The following is an 18,807-nucleotide window of genomic DNA, read 5'->3' as shown; positions in this document are numbered from 1 at the left end:
AGCCTTCCGACCGGCCGCACGCACGATGAACCATCGGGGCGTGCGGTCGGCGCCGTTGATCAGGGGGACCATCCGGCAGCTCGGCGGGTACGAGCGGCGCTACCGGGTGGCCTCGGAGGACGCGCTCGCGGGTCACGGCTCGCAGAAGCGCTGAGCGGCCCGCCCCACCAAGCGAGCGACCGGAAGCGTATGTCCACTATGTGGAATGGCGTCTGAGACGACTCCACCTGGTGCTAGCGTGCACCTCATGCAGCACACCGCCACCCTCGCCATGATGCGAATGATGCCCCCGCCCCCGGAGGCGCTTCGCTAGCGAAGCCGTGTGCGCGCAGGACGCGACGGACCCTCCGGAAACGGAGGGTCCGTTTTTTGTTGTCCCGGCCCGCCACCGAGCCTGTCGGCCCCTGCACCTCGAACCCCACCCACCCCGTGTCCTCCCTCGACAGAAGGGCGAAGTCTCGCCATGCCGATTCCCCCGGTCGTCTCCCTCACCGACTGCGCCGACCCCAATGCGCTCGCCCGCCAGTCCACCCGGATCGCCACCCTGTTCGGCTCCACGCCGACCGTTCTGCCGCTCGGCGGACCGGACCCGGAGGGCGCCGCCGCCCTCACCCTGCTCGACCTGCTCCGCTCCACGGACCTGATCGGCGGCCCGAGCCGACCCGTCGTGGTCCTCGTCAACATCGCACCGAGGGACGGGCACTGGCCCAACGGCGTGCCCTTCTGCTCCTTCCGCCACGGGAACCACCTGGTCGTCAGCACGCTGAACCAGCGGGTTCTCGCCCCACTGGCGACCTACCTGGGTCTGACGGAGGTCCAGGTCACCGATGTCCGCGAGGTGCTGGAAGCCGCCGCCGACGACTGGGCCGAGCTGACGCCGGCCGAGATCGAGGAGATGGTACGAACCCAGTTCCGGAGCCTCTGGTACGCGCCCCTGCTGGCCCGCTGGCTGGTGGACGGCCACCCCGTTCCCGCGCAGCCGACAGCGGTGCGCCCGTCCGTCGCCGACGACGTGCGGATCGCCGTCGTCGACAACTTCGGCAACTGCAAGCTGGACCGCCCGGCCGCCGAACTGCCCGGCTACGACACCGCCGACAGCCTTCTCGTGCGCAACCGGCTCGACGGCCGCGACATCCGGGTGCGCTGTTACGACCGACTCCCCGACGTCCCGCTCGGCGAGCCCGGAATCACCGTCGGGAGTTCCGGGGTCGGATTCGCCGAACTGGTGGTCCGCGGCGGTTCCGCGGCGGAGACATTCGGACTGCGTCAAGGCGACCGGGTATTCCATCTCACCAGCTGACATGTTATCAACGCGTTACCCCGGCAACGGTCTTCCCGATTGACGCCGGTCTCCGTGAGCCGGAATGCTGAAAAGCATGTCCGGAACTCTCCTGCTGGTACGCCGCCGCCACGTGGACAACGTGCGCTGTGCGGCCGATCTGTGTCGCTGAACGCACAGCACCGGCCCTCTTACCCGTACCTTTCCCGGACTTCTCTCGAAGGACCTCTGATGTCCCGTACCCGCATATCCCTGGCGGCCTCCGCCGCCGCCCTCGTCGCGCTGGCGGCGGCCGGCTGCGCGCCGCAGCCGCAGAACACCCCCGAAGCGGCAGGCGCCAAGGACGCCGCCCGGTGCACGACCGACAGTCCGAGCCTCCACAAGCGCGGCCGGCTCACCGTCGCGACCGACTCCCCGGCCTATGAACCGTGGTTCGACAGCAACACCCCGTCGAACGGAAAGGGCTTCGAAAGCGCCGTGACCTATGCGGTGGCCGAAAAGCTGGGCTTCGAACGCGACCAGGTGAAATGGGTCGTCGAGCCTTTCGCCCATTCGTACGCCCCCGGCCCCAAGGCTTTCGACTTCGACATCAACCAGATCTCCATCACGCCGCAGCGCGCGAAAGCCGTCGATTTCTCCACCAGTTACTACACGGCCAATCAGGCCATCCTGGCGCTCGACGGATCCGCGTTCACGAAGGCCACGTCCCTGAGCGCCTTCAAGGACGCCAGGATCGGCGTGCAGGTCGCGACGACCAGCTACCAGGCCGTGCTCGACCAGATCAAGCCGTCGAAGCAGCCGAGCGTCTTCAGCACCACCAAGGACGAGGTCACCGCGCTGCGGAACGGTCAGATCGACGCGATCGTCACCGACCTGCCCACCGTCTTCTACCTGGCCGGGGCGGAGCTGGACAACGGCGAGATCGTCGGCCAGTTCGGCTACGCGGGCGGCACCCCCGAGAAGTTCGGTCTGCTGCTGCCGAAGAACAGCGGGTACACCTCCTGCGTCAACCAGGCCCTCGACGAGCTCAAGGCCGACGGCACGCTCGCCAGGCTCACCACGCAGTGGCTTTCCGCCTCGGCGAACGTCCCCGAGCTGAAGCGATAACGGGCCGGCTGTGGACATCAGCAAGACGGCCGTACCGGACCGGTCGGCCACCTCTCCGGGCACGCCCGACACCGACTACCGGCCCAGCGACCACGAACAGGAGCGGCAGCGGTACCGCCGCTCCCGCAAGCGCCGCCACACCTGGGTCTCCACCCTCTGCACCCTGCTCGGCCTGGTGGCGGTAGGCGCGGCCGCGGTGGCCTCACCGGGCTGGGAGCGCGTCGACAGTCTGTTCTTCGACGGCGCCGAATTCCGCTCCGCCTTCCCCGACCTCCTCCGGGGCTTCTGGCTCAACATCCAGATGTTCCTCGTCGCCGAGGTGCTGATCCTCGTCCTGGGCCTGCTGATCGCCCTGGTGCGGGTGACCCGCGCACCGGGTCTCCAGCCGCTGCGGCTCGCCGCCACGGTCTACGTGGACGTCTTCCGCGGCGTACCGACCCTGCTGCTGGTCTTCCTCGTCGGCTTCGGACTGCCGGCGCTGCAACTGCAGGGCACCCCCTCCGAGCCCTGGCTCCTCGGCGTGATCGCCCTCACCCTCTCCTACACCGCGTACGTCGCCGAGGTGTTCCGGGCGGGACTGAACTCGGTCCACCCGGCCCAACGGAACGCCGCCCGGGCCCTGGGCCTCAACGAGCGGCAGACCGTGCGGCACGTCGTCCTGCCCCAGGCCGTGCGCAACGTGCTGCCGCCCCTGCTCAACGACTTCATCGCCCTGCAGAAGGACACGGCACTGGTCGCCGTCCTCGGTCCGCTCGAGGCGCTGCGGGCCGCGCAGATCAAGGCGGACTACGACTTCAATTACACCCCGTATCTGGGAGCGGCCCTCTTGTTCATCGCGGTGACCATCCCGCTGACCCGCTTCGCCGACCGGCTCCAGCGGCGGGCCGCCCAGCGCACCTGGGCGGGGGCGGTCCGATGAGCGAGTCGCTGCTGCGCATCCGCGGCCTCCGCAAGCAGTACGGGGAGCGGCTGGTGCTGCGCTCCATCGACCTGGACGTCGCCGAGCACCAGGTCGTCTGTCTGATCGGCGGCTCGGGTTCGGGCAAGTCGACCCTGCTGCGTTGCGTGGACCTGTTGGAGGTCGTCGACGACGGGACCGTCCACCTGAGCGAGACCGAGCTGACCGATCCCCGTCTCGACCCCGACATCGCCCGCCGTCGGATCGGCATCGTCTTCCAGGCGTACAACCTCTTCCCGCATCTGAGCGTGCTGGACAACATCACGCTCGCGCCCCGCCAGGTCCACGGCGTCCCGCGCAAGAGGGCCGAGGCCTCGGCCCGCGAGCTGCTCGACCGCCTCGGGCTCGCGGACAAGGCGAACGAACACCCCGACCGGCTCTCCGGCGGACAGCAGCAGCGGGCGGCGATCGCCCGCGCCCTGGCCACCGAGCCGGAGCTGCTGCTCTTCGACGAGATCACCTCGGCCCTCGATCCCGAACTGGTCGGCGAGGTCCTGGACGTCGTCGCCGACCTGAAGCAGCGCGGCCTGACCATCCTGATGGCCACCCACGAGATGGACTTCGCCCGGCGGGTCGCGGACCGGGTCTGCTTCCTGGAGGGCGGCGTGATCGTGGAACAGGGCACCGCGGAGCAGGTGCTCACCGCTCCGCGGGAGCAGGCCACGCGGCGCTTCCTCGCCCGAGCGCTCGACCGTTCCTAGCGCCGTCTCCCGCGGATCGCGGAAGCCGGTCCCTCCCCCTGCCGCGGGGAGGGACCGGCTTCCTCCGTCAGTGTCGGAGCTGGGGACGTCGGTCCGTACGCAGCTGGGGAGAAAAGTCCGTACGCCAACCCGGGCCTGATCGGTCACGGGACCGCCCCGTGCGCACCTTGTCAGGTGAGGGCGGCGCCGCGCAGCAGGAGCAGGGCGACGTCGAGGGTAGCCAGGGCGAGGGTGGCCAGGAAGGGCAGCCGGCTTTGCGGATCGGAGCCGGTCGGCAACGCGACGGCGAGCGCCAGCGCGCCGGTGACGGCGAGGGAGACCCAGCCAACGGTGCCAATCCGCTCGCTCGGTCCCAGGATGAGAACGACCGCCCCGGCGAGCAGCAGGCCGGCGGACAGGAACCTCGCGCGTAGCGGCCCGAGGCGCTGGGGCAGGCCGCGAACGCCTGTCCGCAGATCCCCGTCGATGTCAGGCAGGACGTTGGTGAGGTGGGCGCCCATACCGAGGAGTGCGCCGGCCGCCACTGCCCATCCCGCGGGCCAGGAGTGGCCGGGCGGTGCGAGGGTGACGAAGGCGGGAAGCAGCCCGAAGGCCACGGCGTAGGGCAGCCAGGAGAGCACCGTGCGCTTGATGCCCAGGTTGTACGACCAGGCCGCGGCGATCCCGACCAGGTGGGCCGTACCGGCTGCCAGGCCGTTCGCCAGCGACAGCGGGACGCACAGCGCGAGTGCGCACCCGGCGGCGACGGCCACGGTCCGCGGGTGCGCCGCACCGGTCACCAGCGGCTTGTCGCTCCGGCCGGTGGCGAGGTCCCGGCGCAGATCGACGCGGTCGTTGCACCAGCCCACCGACAGCTGCCCGGTGAGCACCGCCGAGGCCACCAGTGCGCTTCCCGCCACGCTCCGCCCCGAGGCGGCGGCCAGTGCGGTGATCACGACGGTGACGGCGATCGACGGGGCAGCGTGGGAGGCGGCCAGCAGCCCCCGGACCTGCCCGCCCGGGCCGAGAGGCGACGCTACGTCTGCGGCTTCGCGCACCTGCTGGCCTCTGGCGGTGTACACGTCCTCATGCTAGATCGAGCAAACCGCCGAATCCCGGACATTTTGTAATGAATAGTCAGGTCGAACCTATTCTGGCCCGATGACCAGAATCGCGGCTGTCCACGGGGTGCTCCCGTCGCACCGGTACGAACAGGGCGAGATCACAGAAGCCCTGGCGGCGATGTGCCTGCCGCAGGACACGGAGCGTGGTGTCCTGGAGCGGCTGCACACCACCTCCACGGTCGGCACCCGTCACTTGGTCCTGCCGCTGGAGCGCTACCGGGAGCTGAGCAGTTTCGGGCAGGCCAACGACCTGTTCATCGAAGCCGGGCTGCGGCTCGCCGAGCAGGCACTGACCGGCGCCCTGGCGGCGGCCGGGCTGGCGGCCCAGGACGTCGACCTGGTGATCTCCACCTCCGTGACGGGCATCGCCGCGCCCTCGTTGGAGGCCCGGCTGGCCGGGCGCGTGGGCCTGCGGCCGGACGTGAAGCGCGTACCGATCTTCGGTCTCGGCTGTGTCGCAGGTGCCGCCGGCCTGGCCAGGCTGCACGACTACCTTCAGGGTCATCCCGAGCAGGTCGCGGTCCTGCTCTCGGTCGAGCTCTGCTCGCTCACCCTGCAACGCACCGACACCTCCGTGCGGAACATGGTGGCCGGTGCGCTCTTCGGGGACGGCGCCGCAGCGCTGGTGGCCGTCGGCCGGGAGCACCCACGCCACCAGGAGTACGCGGGCCCGCAGGTGCTGGCCACCCGCAGCCGGCTGTACCCAGGCACCGAACGCGCGCTGGGCTGGGACATCGGCGACACCGGCTTCAAAATCGTGCTCGGCGCCGAACTGCCCGAACTGGTCCACCTGCACGTCGGCGAAGACGTCCGGTCCTTCCTCGCCGAGCACGACCTGAAGCCGCCGGACATCACCGGCTGGGTCGCCCATCCGGGCGGGCCCAAGGTCCTGGACGCCCTGCACGAGACACTCGGGCTGCACGACGCCGCACTCGAGCTGACCCGACGTTCGCTGGCCGAGGTCGGCAACCTCTCCTCGGCCTCCGTGCTGCACATCCTGCGCGACACCGTCGCCCAGCGCCCGCCGGCGCACGGCAGCCCTGGCCTGCTCCTCGCCATGGGGCCCGGCTTCTGCTCCGAACTCGTCCTGCTGCGCTGGTAGGCCCGCATGCTCCCCTACACCCTGCTGATCCTCCTGGTCGCCGCCGAACGCCTCGCCGAACTCGTCGTCGCGCGACGCAACGCCACCTGGAGCCGGGCGCGAGGCGGCGTCGAGTACGGCCGCGGCCACTACCCCGTGATGGTCCTGCTCCACACCGGCCTGCTGGTCGGTTGCCTGGCCGAGGTCCACCTCGCCCACCGCCCGTTCCTGCCCGCCCTCGGCTGGCCCATGCTCGCCCTGGCACTTGGCGCCCAGGCCCTGCGCTGGTGGTGCATCGGCACACTGGGGCCACGCTGGAACACCCGAGTCATCGTGGTGCCCGGCCTGCCGCTGGTCACCTCGGGGCCCTACCGGCTGCTCAGCCATCCCAACTACCTCGCCGTCGTCGCCGAAGGGGTCGCCCTGCCCCTCGTCCACAGCGCCTGGCTCACCGCGACCGCCTTCACCCTGCTCAACCTGCCGCTTCTCGCCACCCGACTGCGCTGCGAGAACACCGCCCTGACCCGCTGCTCCCCGGTGCCGGCGTGATCGACCTGCTGATCGCCGGCGGCGGACCCGCCGGTCTCGCCACCGCGATCCACGCCGCCACGGCCGGACTTGAGGTGGTGATCGTCGAACCGCGACCGACTCCGATCGACAAGGCGTGCGGCGAGGGCCTGATGCCCGGGGGCGTCCGCGCCCTGGCCGAGCTGGGCGTCACTGCGGCTGGGCAACCGCTGCACGGCATCCGCTATCTGGACGGCCACCGGCTCGCCGAGGGGCGGTTCCGGCACGGTACGGGCCTGGGCGTGCGGCGGACCGATCTGCACGCGGCGCTCTCCCGGCGAGCGGCGGAACTCGGAATCCCGGTCCTGTCGCTGAAGGTCGGCACCGTCCGACAGGACGCCCGAAGCGTCACTGCTGCCGGCCTCACCGCCCGGTACCTCGCCGCCGCGGACGGCCTGCACTCCCCCATCAGGCGGCAGCTGAGCCTCGAACTCCCCGACCCGCGAGCGCCCCGGCACGGGCTGCGGCAGCACTTCGCGGTGGCACCCTGGACGGACTGCGTCGAGGTGCACTGGTCCGCGCTCGGCGAGGCATACGTCACCCCGCTGGGCCCGGACTTGATCGGCGTGGCTGTCCTGACCGGCGAGCGAATGCCGTTCGACGCACTGTTGACCGCATTCCCCGCGCTCCTCCGCCGCCTTCCCCCTCGGGCCGCCTCCTCCGTCCGCGGTGCCGGACCGATGCGCCGACGGGTCCGGGCCAGAGTGGCCGGGCGGGTCCTGCTCGTCGGTGACGCCGCCGGCTACATCGACGCACTCACCGGCGAGGGCCTCTCCCTCGCACTCGCCGGCGCCGCACACCTGGTGCGCTGTGTACGCGCCGACCGACCGCAGGAGTACGAGCAGGCATGGCGACGCACCACCCGGCGCCACCGCCTGCTCACCGAGACGCTGCTCCGGATCCGCGCCAGCCCCTTGCTGGCCCCGCGGATCGTCCCGCTGGCCACCCGCGCTCCCACGGCATTCACCGCCCTGGTCAACCACCTCACCTGACCGTCACACAAGCATCCAGGCCGAGGGCGAGATCCGCCCGAGCCGAGTTCGCATGCTCAGGGCGGCCACCCCGCGCACAGACGATCACCCGCACGAGTGAAGGTCCCCGCGGGGCGGATCGCCTGGGGGAGCGGGGCGGGCATCGGTACGTAACGTGCTTCGGAGACTCGCCGTCGGCGAGCCGTGCCACCGCATCCCCCCGGGGCCAAGAGGTCTGTCATGAATCGTGTCATCGCCCTTGCTGTTGGTATGGCCGCCGTTGCGGCCTGTGTCTCCGGATGCAGCAGTTCCAGTACCACGACTTCCTCGACCCCGACTCCAAGCGCCGGCGCCCCGACGACCACCGCCGGCTCCCCCGCTGCCAGCGGTAGCGCCTCCGCATCGACCGGCAGCGCCGCCACGGTGAAGACGGCGAGTTCGCCGCTGGGACAGATCCTGGTCGACGGCTCCGGCAGGACCTTGTATCTGTTCAAGGCCGACACCGGGACGACCTCGACCTGCGACGGCTCCTGTGCGCAGGCTTGGCCGCCGCAGATCACGAAGGGGACACCCCACAGCAGTGGTGTGTCCGCGTCCTTGGTGGCAACGACCGCCCGCTCGGACAACTCGACCCAGGTGACCGTCAACGGCCACCCGTTGTACTACTTCGTCGAGGACACAAAGCCCGGAGAAACCAACGGTCAGGGCGTCAACGCCTTCGGCAATTCGTGGTACGTGGTCAGCCCCAGCGGTGACGCGGTCACCAGCGCGGCCTCTGCGTCGGCTTCACCGTCGGCCAGCTCCAAGAGCGGCAACGGCTACTGAGTGGGGTCGGGGACCAGCGTGCTGACCGATGCTCCGTTTCCAGTCCCCACCCTGCTCATGCCAGAGCTCAGCCTTCGGACCGATGAACGGCGGGCTTCCGGCGGCCCGCTCAGTTCGTGCGCCGGAGCATCGCGAGTCTGCTCGCCGTGCGGTCCAGGTCGCGTGTCAGGGGCTGGTCGACGGGGAGGGAGGTCAGCGGGTCGCAGCCGATGAGGACCAGCCTGACGTCCCGGTCGCAGGCGACGTCCACGAGGTTCGCGAACCGCTGCCGTCGGTCCGCGGAGGCCTCGGCCAGCGGGGGTACGCCGTCCAGGACCAGGGTGGTGAACCTTTCGGCGAGGGCCAGGTAGTCGGGCACCGCGGTCGCGGTCTCGCACAGCGCGTCGAAGCCGAGCCACACGAGATCACCGCGCGCCGCGCGGGCCGGCAGCATCCGCAGGTGGGTCCGGACGGTGGTGGACTCCGCGGGCGCCGGGACGGTGAGGCCCAGCGCCTCCAGAGCGGTATCCCCCGGGGGCAGGCACAGGCCCGTCGCGAACCGGCGGCCGCCGGCCTCCGACCAAGGCGGCTCAAGCCGGCGGAAGTCCACCGGACCGGTGACGTCCAGGACGTCCATCCGCTCCTCTATGAGCTTGATGGTGGGCTCGAACAGGTGGTGGTAGAGCGGGTCCGGCATCAGCCCGGCGGGCGGGTAGTTGGAGGTCGTGACCAGGGTGATCCGGCGGTCCAGCAGTGTCCGGAAGAGGCGTGCGATCAGCATCGCGTCGCCCGCGTCGTGTGCGTGGAACTCGTCGAAGACCAGAACCCGGCTGTCCCCGATCAGCTCGTCGAGAGCGCTGTCGACAGCGCTCTGCCCGTCGTGGCGGGTACCCGGCCTGCTCACTCCGTCGTGCAGCCGCCGAAAGAAGTCGTGGAAGTGCAGGCGGCGTTTGCGCCCGGCGGGCAGCCCCTCGTAGAAGGTGTCCACCAGCCAGCTCTTCCCCCGGCCCACCGGGCCCCAGACGTACAGGTCGCGGGCAGGCCTGGGGAACGTCCAAGCCGGCCGGGCGAGTTCGGCCGCCAGCCGGGCCAACCGCTCGACGGCGGCCTCCTGTGCCGGGGCGACCGAGAATCCGCGCCGTGCCGCGGCCTGGTGGAAATGGCGGCGCATGGCCTGCTCGTGCTTGGGCACCGGTCAGCTCATCCGTTCGTACGCTGAGGTTCGGCAGGGATGTTCGTCACGGTGGTCACCAGGATCTCGCCCGGCAGGATGACCTCGCCCTCCTCCACGGTCGCGACGACCCGGGCGATGCCCTCCACCACGCCGGCGGACGCGGGCGAGCCCGCGACGGTGTCCTTGGCGGGTGTCGTGTCGTGGGCGTCGAACAGGTCGGCCCGCCGGTTCGGGTCGGCAGCCCAGGTCTCCGGGTCGAACTCGCCCCGGATCAGGGTCGGGTAGGCGGGAAGCGCACGGTGCGGCTGGTGCGGCTGGTGCGCTCGAACGGTGCCGCGCCGATGCGCCGTTCCTGATTTCTGATGGCCTTGCTGACCCGCGCCTGGGAGACCAGAAGCCGCTCGGCGCTCCGGCCGAAGTGCAACTCCTCGGCCAGGACCAGGAAGATCTCGATGTCCCGCAGCTCCATCACGCCCCCGTACGCCTCTGCGGATCGACAACCCGGAAGCCGGCGAGCCACGGAAGTATATGGCGATCATGGTTCCGCACGCTGGAGCCTTCGCCCGGGCGGAGCGAGATCCGGGCCAGTTGCGGGCCGGCCCCACATGCTCGATGACAGAACCCCCGTCGGCATCACCCGGGCGCCGTCCACAGCTGGCGGGGCATTTCGGCGCATTCGACGCTGGACGGAGATTGGCGTTAAGCCGGGAGAAAGCTATGAAACGCCATCTCAGCCGAAGCTCCGCCGCTTCGGTCACCATCACGCTCGGCCTGACCGCACTGGCCGGTTGCTCGTCGGACGAGCCCTCCAGCCCCGCCGCCTCCTCGGCTGCCTCCGCAGTGAAGTCGGGGGGTGTCCGAACGCGCGTCCGCAGTCGCTTCGGCAGAGGCAGCGGCAGATGCCGCTCTGGCGAAGGTGAAGGGCGGACTGAACGCCACGGCAGACGTCGCCCTCGGCAGTGTCGCGACCGCCTCCGACGGTCCGGCGGAGGTCCCGGTGAACGTCACCAACCATGACGCGAAGCCCGCCGAGGTCCGCAACGCATTGCGGTACTGAACGGCGCCGGGCCGCGGCTTTCCTGAGCCCAAGGGAGGATCCGACAGCCCCGTCAGAGCAACCCGGCGCGCCATGGCCGTCACCTTCCGTGTCAGTGGAGGTTCGTAGCAGTCTCGAAGCGACCGCCCGTAGGAGCACGATGAACGACGCGGAGCCCTCGTCCGTACCGCCGTCCTCGGGCGGGACGGCAAGGCAGCGGCCGCCGGGCACCTCGACGAGCGGTAGCGCGGCCGCCCGTGCCGCTGCCGATCGGGTGGAGGGCTCCGGCCGGCTCGCAGCGCGGTTCGAGCGGAGGGCTCCTACGGTGGAGAGGTACGGCGCTCGGCATGTGCGGCCCGGTTGCGGTCCGTCCCCGTCCCGCGTCGGCCGCCCGCGACACCGGAAAGGCACATCGCCATGGCCACAGCATCCGAAACCCCCGTCCTGGACACCCTCGCCGCCATGACCGTCGACTCGGTCGAACGGTGCGGGCTGCCCGCGGACATGCTCATCCTCACCCGCATCGCCGCGCTCGCCGCCTCCGACGCACCGCCCATCTCCTACGCCGCCCACATCGAACCGGCCATGCAGGCGGACCTGACCGCCGAACGGCTCCAGGACGTCCTGGTCGCCATCGCCCCGATCGTGGGCACGGCACGCGTCATGACGGCGGCCGGCAACATAGCCGCTGCCCTCGGCGTCGCCATCGCCGTCGCCGAGGCGGAGATCGAAGCCGAAGGCTCATAGGGGGTACGGTCCTGCGCCCGGCGACCGGATGCGAAGACCGGGACCGGCCCGCAGCATGAGAACCATGACCGATCTCGCCGCAACCCCTTCGTCCGTATCGACGCCGGACCTGGTCGAGACCAGGATCGGCCCGCTGCGGTTCACCGACGGGATCCCCGACACCGACACCAGCGCCAAGCTCTACGACCACTTGGACCTGACGCGCGGCGTGGACGCCTACCTCACCGGGCTGCCAGGGGTGTCGGTACGGGCGATCCGGCAGGGGTTCCTCGACGCCGGCGTGGCGGACAACACGGTGCTGCTGTTCTCCGAACTGATGGACAGCCGCTCGCTGTTCCTGACCGGCAACGCCGACACCGTCTACTTCCTCAGCTTCCTCGACCTGAGCGACGGACCGCTGGCCGTGCAGGTGCCACCCGGATGTCTCGGCACGATCGACGACATGTGGTTCCGGTGGGTGACCGACTTCGGCCTGCCCGGCCCCGACCGCGGCCTGGGCGGCACCTACGTCCTGCTGCCCCCGGGCTACGACGGTCCGGTGCCCGAAGGCGGCGCCTTCGTCGCCCGCTGCTCCACACTGCGCGCTTGCCTGCTCGGCCGCGCGTTCCTGGAGAACGACGATCCGGCCCCGACCGTCGCCCGGATCAAGGAGACCCTGCGCATCCACCCCTACGAGCCCGGCGGCTTCGGCAGCAGCATCGGCGCGTTCCTCCAGGGCAGAGCGCCCCTGGCCCCGGTCACCACGCCTGATCCGCCGGTCTTCGTCGAGGGCACCGGGCTGGCCATGAACACACTCCCGCCGAACGACTTCTCCTTCTACGAGCTCCTCGACACCCTCGTCCAGGAAGAGCCCGCCGACGCCCCCGACCTGGAGGCCGGCGGCGCGTTCCGCGCGATCGGCATCGCCAAGGGAGCCACGTTCGCGCCGGACACGCGCATGCGCGCGCTCCTGGAGGAAGCGGTCTCGCTGGGCAACGCCACCGCCCGCACACTCGGACTACACGCCCGTGACCAGGAGCACTTCGCCTACTACGACGACGGCTCCGCCTGGTACAACCCGCTGTTCGTCGGCGGATACGACTGGACGTCCCCGCCCCCGGAGATCACCGCCGACGGCTTGCGCCCCCATCCGCCGGCATCCGGGCGCGCGCTGAACTCGCGCACCGCGTTCTTCTACATCGCCACCGGCGTCACCCCGGCCATGTGCATGCGCCTGACCGGCATCGGCTCCCAGTACCTCATGGCCGCCGCCGACTCCACCGGCCGGCCGGTCGACGGCTCCCGCGCCTACACCATCCACCTGCCTCCCGGAATCCCCGCGGCGCGCTTCTGGTCCGTCACGCTCTACGACAACCAGACCCGCTCCATGCTGCAGACCCCCCAGCGGTACCCCTGGGCCGGAAGCCAGAACTTCCCCGGCCCGGCGGCCACCGCGGCAGCGGACGGCACCACCACCCTCCACCTCGCACCGCAGCAACCCGACGGAGTCCCGACCAGCAACTGGATCCAGACCGTCCCCGGCAAGGGCTGGTTCGCGATCCTCCGCCTCTACAGCCCCGAACAGCCCTTCTTCGACAAGACCTGGCGCCCTTCCGAGGTCGAACCGGCACCCTGAGCGTGACGGGAAGAAGCAGGCGGAACTCTGTGGCGGACGTCGACGTAGTGGTCGTGGGCGCGGGGTGCCGGGGCGTGGTCCGGCGCGCTCCTGGACCGTGTCGACCCGGAGCAGCCGCCGAAGCCGCCGAGGAGGCCGTGGCCCATTACGCGGCACTCGCCGCCGAGTCCCGCATGCGCCCGCCCCTGACCGGAGCCTGGCCCGGCCTGCTCGCCGACGCCTACCGGCAGCTCATGGACCAGACGTACGCACGGATGCCGGACGGCTACGTCCGGCCCCCGGAACTGGCCCCGCTCGGCTACGAACACGGGCCCGCGCTCGTGAAACTCGCCCAGACCCATCTCGACCGCCTGGCGGCCAGGCAGACCCCGGCCAGTGAACGCCTCGGCCGGCCTCCGCTGCCGAGCGCAGTCCTTTCCGTTGGCCGAAGTCGTGCTTCTCACCGGCTACTTGACGAGGCGGCTGCCCCGGGGTGGGTGTCCCCGTCCACAGCAGGCCGGCCGATCGTAGGAATCACCAGGTCACGCCCGTGGAGCGGTCCCCGGAACTGGTGGGACATCCACTGATCTTTCCCGACGCTGCGGTGTTGACTGCATTCAACCCTCCCATCACACCATCGCAGGTCGATTCCTCCCGTCGGCGTGCCTCAACATCGTCAAGGGGCAGGTACGTTGAAGACTTCCACACCACGCAGAGCCGGGCTCGTGCTCGGCTCCGCGGCCGCGCTCGTAGCCGGGCTGTGTCTGGCACCGGCCGCCCAGGCCGCACCGGATCCCAGCGTCTCCTTCGGCGGGGCGACCGCCGTCCCGCTGCCCGCGGGCTCCGGGAAGGGCACCGCCCCGGCGCTGGGCGACCTGAACGGCGACGGCAAGGCCGACCTCGTCACCCCGGTCCGGGGATCGAACACCCTGGTGGCCGCGCTCGGCGACGGCAAGGGCGGCTTCGGCCCCGGTGTCTCCTTCGGGCTCGACACCGGCACCTACCCGACGGCGGTCGCCCTCGCGGACCTCAACGGTGACGGCCGACTGGACGCGGTCGTCGCCGCGGCCCTGACCAAGCAGCCCACGCAGCACGGCGTGGAAAGCATGGGCAGCATCGTCGAGCTGCTCGGCGACGGCAAGGGCGGTTTCGCCCCGGCCACCTCCTACTCCGCGCCGACGCTGGTCAACCCGTCGACGAACGCCATGTTCCCCGTGGACATCACGGTCGCCGACATGAACGGTGACGCCAAGCCCGACGTGCTGACCTCCAACACCAACGGCGACAACGTCTCGGTGTGGACCAACGACGGCACCGGCGCGCTGGGCACCGCGAGCAACTACTACGTCGGTGGCGGCCGGCCCAGCAGCCACTCCGCCGCGCAGCTGCGCCCTTCCGGCTTGGAGACCGGGGATGTGAACGGCGACGGCAAGCCCGACGTGGTCACCGTGAACACGGGTACGTCCGACATCTCCGTCCTCCTCGGTGACGGCAAGGGCCGTCTCGGCCCGGCCACCCGCTTCGCCGACGGCGTCTTCCTCGGCCGAGCCATCGCCCTCGGCGACGTGAGCGGCGACGGCAAGCCGGACGTGGCCGTCGCGCACACCGACCGGACGATCACCGTCTTCCTCGGCGACGGCGCCGGAGCCTTCGGCGCCCCGGTCACCTACCCGGTCGGCGGCAGCGCTCTCGAGGGCGTGGCCGTCACCGACGTCAACACGGACGGCAAGCCGGACCTGGTCACCAACAACGGCCCCGACAACCGGCCCACCGTCCTCCTCGGCGACGGCACCGGCACCTTCCGCAACGCCGGCCCGCTGTACGACACGAAGAACGGCGGGACCGGCTCGTACGCTGTCGGAGACCTGAACGCCGACGGTCGGCCCGACTTGGCGGCCGCCTCCACTGCCGCGGGCGTCGCGGCGCAGGTGCTGCTGAACACCTCGAAGCCGAACCGCACGGCCCAGTCGATGTCGATGCAGATCGCCAAGGCGCCCGGTGTCCTGTCGATGGAGGTGAACCTGCCGGCCGTCAACTTCGGCACGCTGACGTCCGGCACCGTCAGCGCCCCGGCCGGACTCGGCACGTTCACGTACACCGACACCCTCCCCACCACCGCCCCCTGGTCGGTGACCGTTGCCACCACCGACCTGGTCAGCGGCACGGACACCATCGGGTGGAACAATCTGAGGATCACGATCGGCGGACACCTCAACGGGACCGGCGGCCAGTGGACGGGCATGGCCAAGCCCGGCCCGGGCGGCCACTTCCCCGAAGGCGCCGACCCGCGACCGGGCAGCAGCCTCTCCCCGGCCGTGACGATGGCGACCGGCGACGGCGGCACCCGCGGTGCCTTCACCCACGACGGGTCGACGGCGCAGTGGAACATCCCCACGGAGACCGTCCCCGGCTCGTACAGCGGCACCCTCCAGTACACGATCACCGGCTGATCCCGTGAACGGCTGTCTGCGCGCCCGGGGCGGCGCCACCGCCACCCACCGGGCACGGTTCCCCGCCCTGTGGAGCCTCCTCCTCACGGGCCTCGTGCTCGCTCTGGCGCCGGGCGCGCAGGCAGCGCCGGCCCCCGTACCCTCGCCCACTCCCCCGGAATCCGCTGCGGGCGCGCCGTTCGGCGTGCAGGCCGGGCTCTACGGTCTGACGACGCTGACCGGCGGGCACTTCGGGTACGCGCTGAAGGCAGGCGCCCGGATCGAGGATTCCGCGGTCGTCTACAACGAGAGCGACGAGGCCCGGACCTTCCACGTCTACGGCGCCGACGTCACCAACGCGGCCGGCGGTGGTCTGGCGCCCGCACAGGAAGGCCAGAGGATGCGCGGGGTCGGGGCCTGGCTGAAGCTGGGCTCCGACGCCACCGTCACCGTGCGACCGAAGAGCAGCGCCACAATCCGCTTCTCCCTCGCGGTCCCCGACGGCACCCCGCCGGGCAGCTATCTCGGCAGCCTGGTCACCGCGCTGCGCACCCCCGCGGTCAGCGGCAGGGTGAACACGGAGACCCGTATCGCCCGGCTCGTCGAACTCACCGTCCCCGGCACCGCCGACCTCCAGGTCTCCCTCACGGAACTGGAGCACCGGCCTTCGGGCGGCGGCGAGGAGTTCACCGTGACCGTACGCAACACGGGCAACGTCCTCTACACCTTCGCCGGAACGCTGAACGTCACCGGCGGCGGCTCCGCGCGTACCGTCCCGCTCACCCCCACGGGGATCTACGTGATCCCCGGCGGCAGCGCCACCCTCACCGGCCGCCTGGCCGACCTCCCCGCTCTCGGCCGCCGCGCGGTCACCGCCTCGGTGACCGCCACGGTTCCCGGCGGCGCGGCGAAGACCGTGGACAGCAACACGGTCCGGCTGGCCTACTTCCCCTGGCTCATCGCCGCCCTCATCGCCGGCGGCCTCCTTGCCCTGGGCCTGCTCCTCGTCATCACGCGCAAGCGACGGCGTGCTTGGCTGCGGCGTCGCGCGGAGGAACGTACCGCGCTGCGCGCTCTGCGGCGGGAACTGCGGGCGGGGAACCCGCCTGCCGACGCCCCTCATGAAGCGCAGGCAGGCGGCGCCGAACACCCGTGACCGGGGCAACGGGCTGTGGCGGGGGCGGCCGTGTCGGCCCTTTGTGCAGTGACCCGAATGTGTCGTGACCCGAAGAACAGGACCGGGGCCCGCCGGATTCGGCGGGCCCCGGTCCTGTCGGCGGGTGGGCTCAGCAGGCGCCGAGGTCCTGCCACACGCCCCACTCGCCCGTGGTGCCGGGCTCCTCGCCGGTGGTCCACCACTTGGCCTTCCAGGTGTGGCCCTTGTGCGAGACCTGCTGGCCGCCGGTGTACACGCTGGAGGAGACCCACGGGGCCGCCGTGCACTGGGTGGCACCGCCGGTGACGGTCAGGGAGAGGACCGCCGCGTGCCCGGCCGAGGCGCTCGCTCCGTTGACCACGATCTGGTAGGTGCCGGAGACCGTGGCCGCCGTCGTGTTCAGGGTGAGGGTCGAGGAGCCCCCGGCCGTCACCGACGCGGGGCTGAGCGTGGCGGTGACGCCCGCGGGCAGCCCGCTGACCGTGAGGTTCACCGTCTGTGCCGTGCCGGCGGTGACCGCGGTCTTCACCGTGGCGGAGGTGGATCCGCCGGCGGTGACGGTGGCGGCGGCCGGGGTGGTGGTCACCGAGAAGTCGTCGGCCGGGGCGGTCGTCCCGCTGGTGAACGGGGCGAAGATGTGCGAGAAGTCCCAGGTGTTCTGCTGGATGCCGGAGCAGCCGTCGGCGGCGGCACCGCCGGCACAGCTGCCGTTGTCTCGCTGGAGCGCCCAGAACGAGAGGGTGTTGATGCCCTTGGAGACCGCCCAGTCGTAGACCGTGCGGGCGTTGGCGAGGGTGAAGGTCTCGGCGGGGCCGAAGTCGTCGACGCCGATCATCTCGGTGATGCCGACCATGCCCCAGAGCTGGGTCGCCGTCTTGGTCGGGTAGAGCTTGGCGAGCTGGTCGTAGAGGCCCTGGGCGGCCGTCTTGGTGTCGGCGGCCATGTCGTGGACGGCGTTGTCGTAGTAGTCGAAGGTCATCAGGTTGACGACGTCGACGCGCGCGCCGTTGGTCACGGCGTTCTTGAGGACCGCCAGCCCACTGGCGGCGAGGCCGTGGGTGGTCGTCGGCAGGGTGTACGAGATCTGGATCTGGCGGCCGTTGGCGGCGGCCCAGTCCTGGACGAGCTTGATGGCCTTGTTGCGGCGGTCGATGCCGGCGGTGTTGTCGAGGGAGTCGACCTCGATGTCCATGTCGAGCCGGGTGACGTCGTAGGTCGTGATGACCTTCTCGTACGCGGCGGCGATCTGGTTGACGTCGGTGCAGCTGTCGGCGATCTCGGTGCCGGTGGTGTCGGCGGTGTAGCCGCCGAAGGAGGGGATGACGTCCCCGCCGCGGGACCGCATGGTCGCGATGTCGGCGCCGAAGGAGGACTGGGCGATGGGCAGCCCGGTGTCACCGTTCCAGTACACGGTGCAGGAGCCCTTGGCGGCGGTCTGGAGGAACGCCATCGTGAGGTGCTTGGCGCCCGACTGCGCGCTGAGGGCGGCCGGGCTCTCCCCGGTCCAGGCCTCGAAGTAGGGGGCGAAGACCCGGGCGGGGAGCGGGGTCGCCGCCTGGGCGGGGGCGACGGCGCCGAGGCCGAGGGCGGCCACGGCGGTCACGGCGACGGTGAGGGCCGAGCGGAGAGAACGTACGCGTCGTCTCATGGCAATCCCATGTTTGCGGGGGGGGGTGCGTCAACGTCCTTGTCGCGCACGACTGTCGCGTTACGGAGTATCCCCGCGGCCATGGGCACGTCAATGGCCTGGACCAAACTTGGACTAGACCAATTTCGCGGTTCGGTGTGTGGTGCATCCAGCCGGTGCGGGCGGGTCCTGGAACGATGCGTGCGGACGGCCAGATTGGTCCAGCGAGCCAGGCCCGGCACCCCTCGCGCTCGGAAGCGGTTCCTCCGCGGAACGGCCGGGTACCTGGCGTGCATGTCAAAAGGCTGGCACTGGCTCCTCCTGGTCGCGTTCGTCGTCTGGACCGCCCTCGCGCTCCAGTGGAAGGACATCGGCTGCGACTACCCCGAGGCCTACCTCGCGGTGATCCGCTTCGGCACACCGGAGGGCCTGGAGTTCATCCCGGCCTGCGCGGGCTGACAAGGCGTACGCCT

Annotated in this window: 18 protein-coding genes and 1 pseudogene; 14 read left to right on the top strand and 5 right to left on the bottom strand. The window is 71.0% G+C overall.

The annotated features are described in order from the left end of the window. Positions 1–463: 463 nt before the first annotated feature. From ACFC0G_RS30575 to ACFC0G_RS30560, 4 genes are all read left to right on the top strand, one after another. Positions 464–1,300 (top strand): SAM hydroxide adenosyltransferase, encoded by an 837-nt coding sequence (locus ACFC0G_RS30575; protein ID WP_376409279.1) that lies wholly within the window; start codon positions 464–466, stop codon positions 1,298–1,300. Positions 1,301–1,510: 210 nt separating this feature from the next. Next, positions 1,511–2,386 (top strand): ABC transporter substrate-binding protein, encoded by an 876-nt coding sequence (locus tag ACFC0G_RS30570; protein WP_376409276.1) that lies wholly within the window; start codon positions 1,511–1,513, stop codon positions 2,384–2,386. A 10-nt stretch (positions 2,387–2,396) separates the two neighbouring features. Beyond that, on the top strand, positions 2,397–3,305 hold the full coding sequence (locus ACFC0G_RS30565; RefSeq protein ID WP_376409273.1) for an amino acid ABC transporter permease: 909 nt from the start codon (positions 2,397–2,399) through the stop codon (positions 3,303–3,305). Further along, positions 3,302–4,045 (top strand): amino acid ABC transporter ATP-binding protein, encoded by a 744-nt coding sequence (locus ACFC0G_RS30560; protein ID WP_376409270.1) that lies wholly within the window; start codon positions 3,302–3,304, stop codon positions 4,043–4,045. The genes ACFC0G_RS30565 and ACFC0G_RS30560 overlap by 4 nt, the downstream gene beginning before the upstream one ends. A 170-nt stretch (positions 4,046–4,215) precedes the next feature. Here the strand turns inward: ACFC0G_RS30560 and ACFC0G_RS30555 are convergent, their stop codons facing one another. Continuing rightward, the gene (locus tag ACFC0G_RS30555) at positions 4,216–5,106 is read right to left on the bottom strand and encodes a UbiA family prenyltransferase (RefSeq protein ID WP_376409267.1); all 891 of its coding nucleotides are present in this window, start codon (positions 5,104–5,106) and stop codon (positions 4,216–4,218) included. A 79-nt stretch (positions 5,107–5,185) separates the two neighbouring features. Here ACFC0G_RS30555 and ACFC0G_RS30550 point away from each other — a divergent pair, with 79 nt between their 5' ends. The 4 genes from ACFC0G_RS30550 to ACFC0G_RS30535 all read left to right on the top strand — a co-directional run bounded on the left by ACFC0G_RS30550 (position 5,186) and on the right by ACFC0G_RS30535 (position 8,592). After that, entirely contained in the window at positions 5,186–6,250 is a 1,065-nt protein-coding gene (locus ACFC0G_RS30550) for a type III polyketide synthase (protein WP_376409264.1), read from the top strand. A gap of 6 nt (positions 6,251–6,256) precedes the next feature. Continuing rightward, positions 6,257–6,778: an isoprenylcysteine carboxyl methyltransferase family protein gene (locus tag ACFC0G_RS30545; RefSeq protein WP_376409261.1), complete on the top strand. Its 522-nt coding sequence runs from the start codon at positions 6,257–6,259 to the stop codon at positions 6,776–6,778. Beyond that, the gene (locus ACFC0G_RS30540) at positions 6,775–7,788 is read left to right on the top strand and encodes an NAD(P)/FAD-dependent oxidoreductase (protein ID WP_376409258.1); all 1,014 of its coding nucleotides are present in this window, start codon (positions 6,775–6,777) and stop codon (positions 7,786–7,788) included. Before ACFC0G_RS30545 ends, ACFC0G_RS30540 begins: the two co-directional genes overlap by 4 nt. A gap of 402 nt (positions 7,789–8,190) precedes the next feature. Continuing rightward, the gene (locus ACFC0G_RS30535) at positions 8,191–8,592 is read left to right on the top strand and encodes a hypothetical protein (RefSeq protein WP_376409255.1); all 402 of its coding nucleotides are present in this window, start codon (positions 8,191–8,193) and stop codon (positions 8,590–8,592) included. Between the two features lie 109 nt (positions 8,593–8,701). Here the strand turns inward: ACFC0G_RS30535 and zapE are convergent, their stop codons facing one another. From zapE to ACFC0G_RS30520, 3 genes and pseudogenes are all read right to left on the bottom strand, one after another. Continuing rightward, positions 8,702–9,763, bottom strand: a complete 1,062-nt coding sequence (gene zapE / locus ACFC0G_RS30530) for a cell division protein ZapE (protein WP_376409252.1) — start codon at positions 9,761–9,763, stop codon at positions 8,702–8,704. Positions 9,764–9,771: 8 nt separating this feature from the next. Continuing rightward, on the bottom strand, positions 9,772–9,894 hold the full coding sequence (locus tag ACFC0G_RS30525; RefSeq protein WP_376409249.1) for a hypothetical protein: 123 nt from the start codon (positions 9,892–9,894) through the stop codon (positions 9,772–9,774). Positions 9,895–10,055: 161 nt separating this feature from the next. Next, positions 10,056–10,214 (bottom strand): annotated as a pseudogene (locus ACFC0G_RS30520) (LysR family transcriptional regulator); the annotation flags it as partial. A 447-nt stretch (positions 10,215–10,661) separates the two neighbouring features. Between ACFC0G_RS30520 and ACFC0G_RS30515 the strand changes: the two are divergent. The 5 genes from ACFC0G_RS30515 (at position 10,662) to ACFC0G_RS30495 (ending at position 16,707) form a co-directional block, all read left to right on the top strand. Further along, complete coding sequence (locus tag ACFC0G_RS30515) at positions 10,662–10,802, top strand: hypothetical protein (RefSeq protein ID WP_376409246.1); 141 nt, start codon at positions 10,662–10,664, stop codon at positions 10,800–10,802. A 396-nt stretch (positions 10,803–11,198) separates the two neighbouring features. Then, a complete protein-coding gene (locus tag ACFC0G_RS30510; RefSeq protein ID WP_376409243.1) occupies positions 11,199–11,528 on the top strand; it encodes a carboxymuconolactone decarboxylase family protein in 330 nt (109 codons plus the stop codon). Positions 11,529–11,592: 64 nt separating this feature from the next. Continuing rightward, positions 11,593–13,143, top strand: coding sequence for a DUF1254 domain-containing protein (locus tag ACFC0G_RS30505; RefSeq protein WP_376409241.1), 1,551 nt, complete (start codon positions 11,593–11,595; stop codon positions 13,141–13,143). 671 nt (positions 13,144–13,814) lie between these two features. Further along, positions 13,815–15,572, top strand: coding sequence for an FG-GAP repeat domain-containing protein (locus ACFC0G_RS30500; protein WP_376409239.1), 1,758 nt, complete (start codon positions 13,815–13,817; stop codon positions 15,570–15,572). 4 nt (positions 15,573–15,576) lie between these two features. Further along, positions 15,577–16,707, top strand: a complete 1,131-nt coding sequence (locus tag ACFC0G_RS30495; protein ID WP_376409236.1) for a hypothetical protein — start codon at positions 15,577–15,579, stop codon at positions 16,705–16,707. A 130-nt stretch (positions 16,708–16,837) separates the two neighbouring features. Here ACFC0G_RS30495 and ACFC0G_RS30490 read toward each other — a convergent pair whose 3' ends face one another. Further along, on the bottom strand, positions 16,838–18,355 hold the full coding sequence (locus ACFC0G_RS30490) for a glycosyl hydrolase family 18 protein (protein ID WP_376409233.1): 1,518 nt from the start codon (positions 18,353–18,355) through the stop codon (positions 16,838–16,840). Positions 18,356–18,628: 273 nt separating this feature from the next. Between ACFC0G_RS30490 and ACFC0G_RS30485 the strand changes: the two genes are divergently transcribed. After that, positions 18,629–18,793 (top strand): hypothetical protein, encoded by a 165-nt coding sequence (locus ACFC0G_RS30485; protein WP_376409231.1) that lies wholly within the window; start codon positions 18,629–18,631, stop codon positions 18,791–18,793. Positions 18,794–18,807 lie beyond the last annotated feature (14 nt).

Origin of the sequence: Streptomyces sp. NPDC056169, from assembly GCF_042268445.1 — a bacterium.
Classification (GTDB): Bacteria; Actinomycetota; Actinomycetes; order Streptomycetales; family Streptomycetaceae; genus Streptomyces.
The sequence above is the reverse complement of the archived record's forward strand: the minus strand, read 5'-3'. Positions and strand labels throughout refer to the sequence as shown.

Coding starts and splice junctions, on each gene's coding strand:
- ACFC0G_RS30575 (WP_376409279.1), top strand. CDS start 464: ATGCCGATTCCCCCGGTCGTCTCCCTCACCGACTGCGCCGACCCCAAT.
- ACFC0G_RS30570 (WP_376409276.1), top strand. CDS start 1,511: ATGTCCCGTACCCGCATATCCCTGGCGGCCTCCGCCGCCGCCCTCGTC.
- ACFC0G_RS30560 (WP_376409270.1), top strand. CDS start 3,302: ATGAGCGAGTCGCTGCTGCGCATCCGCGGCCTCCGCAAGCAGTACGGG.
- ACFC0G_RS30550 (WP_376409264.1), top strand. CDS start 5,186: ATGACCAGAATCGCGGCTGTCCACGGGGTGCTCCCGTCGCACCGGTAC.
- ACFC0G_RS30545 (WP_376409261.1), top strand. CDS start 6,257: ATGCTCCCCTACACCCTGCTGATCCTCCTGGTCGCCGCCGAACGCCTC.
- ACFC0G_RS30510 (WP_376409243.1), top strand. CDS start 11,199: ATGGCCACAGCATCCGAAACCCCCGTCCTGGACACCCTCGCCGCCATG.
- ACFC0G_RS30505 (WP_376409241.1), top strand. CDS start 11,593: ATGACCGATCTCGCCGCAACCCCTTCGTCCGTATCGACGCCGGACCTG.
- ACFC0G_RS30490 (WP_376409233.1), bottom strand. CDS start 18,355: ATGAGACGACGCGTACGTTCTCTCCGCTCGGCCCTCACCGTCGCCGTG.
- ACFC0G_RS30485 (WP_376409231.1), top strand. CDS start 18,629: ATGTCAAAAGGCTGGCACTGGCTCCTCCTGGTCGCGTTCGTCGTCTGG.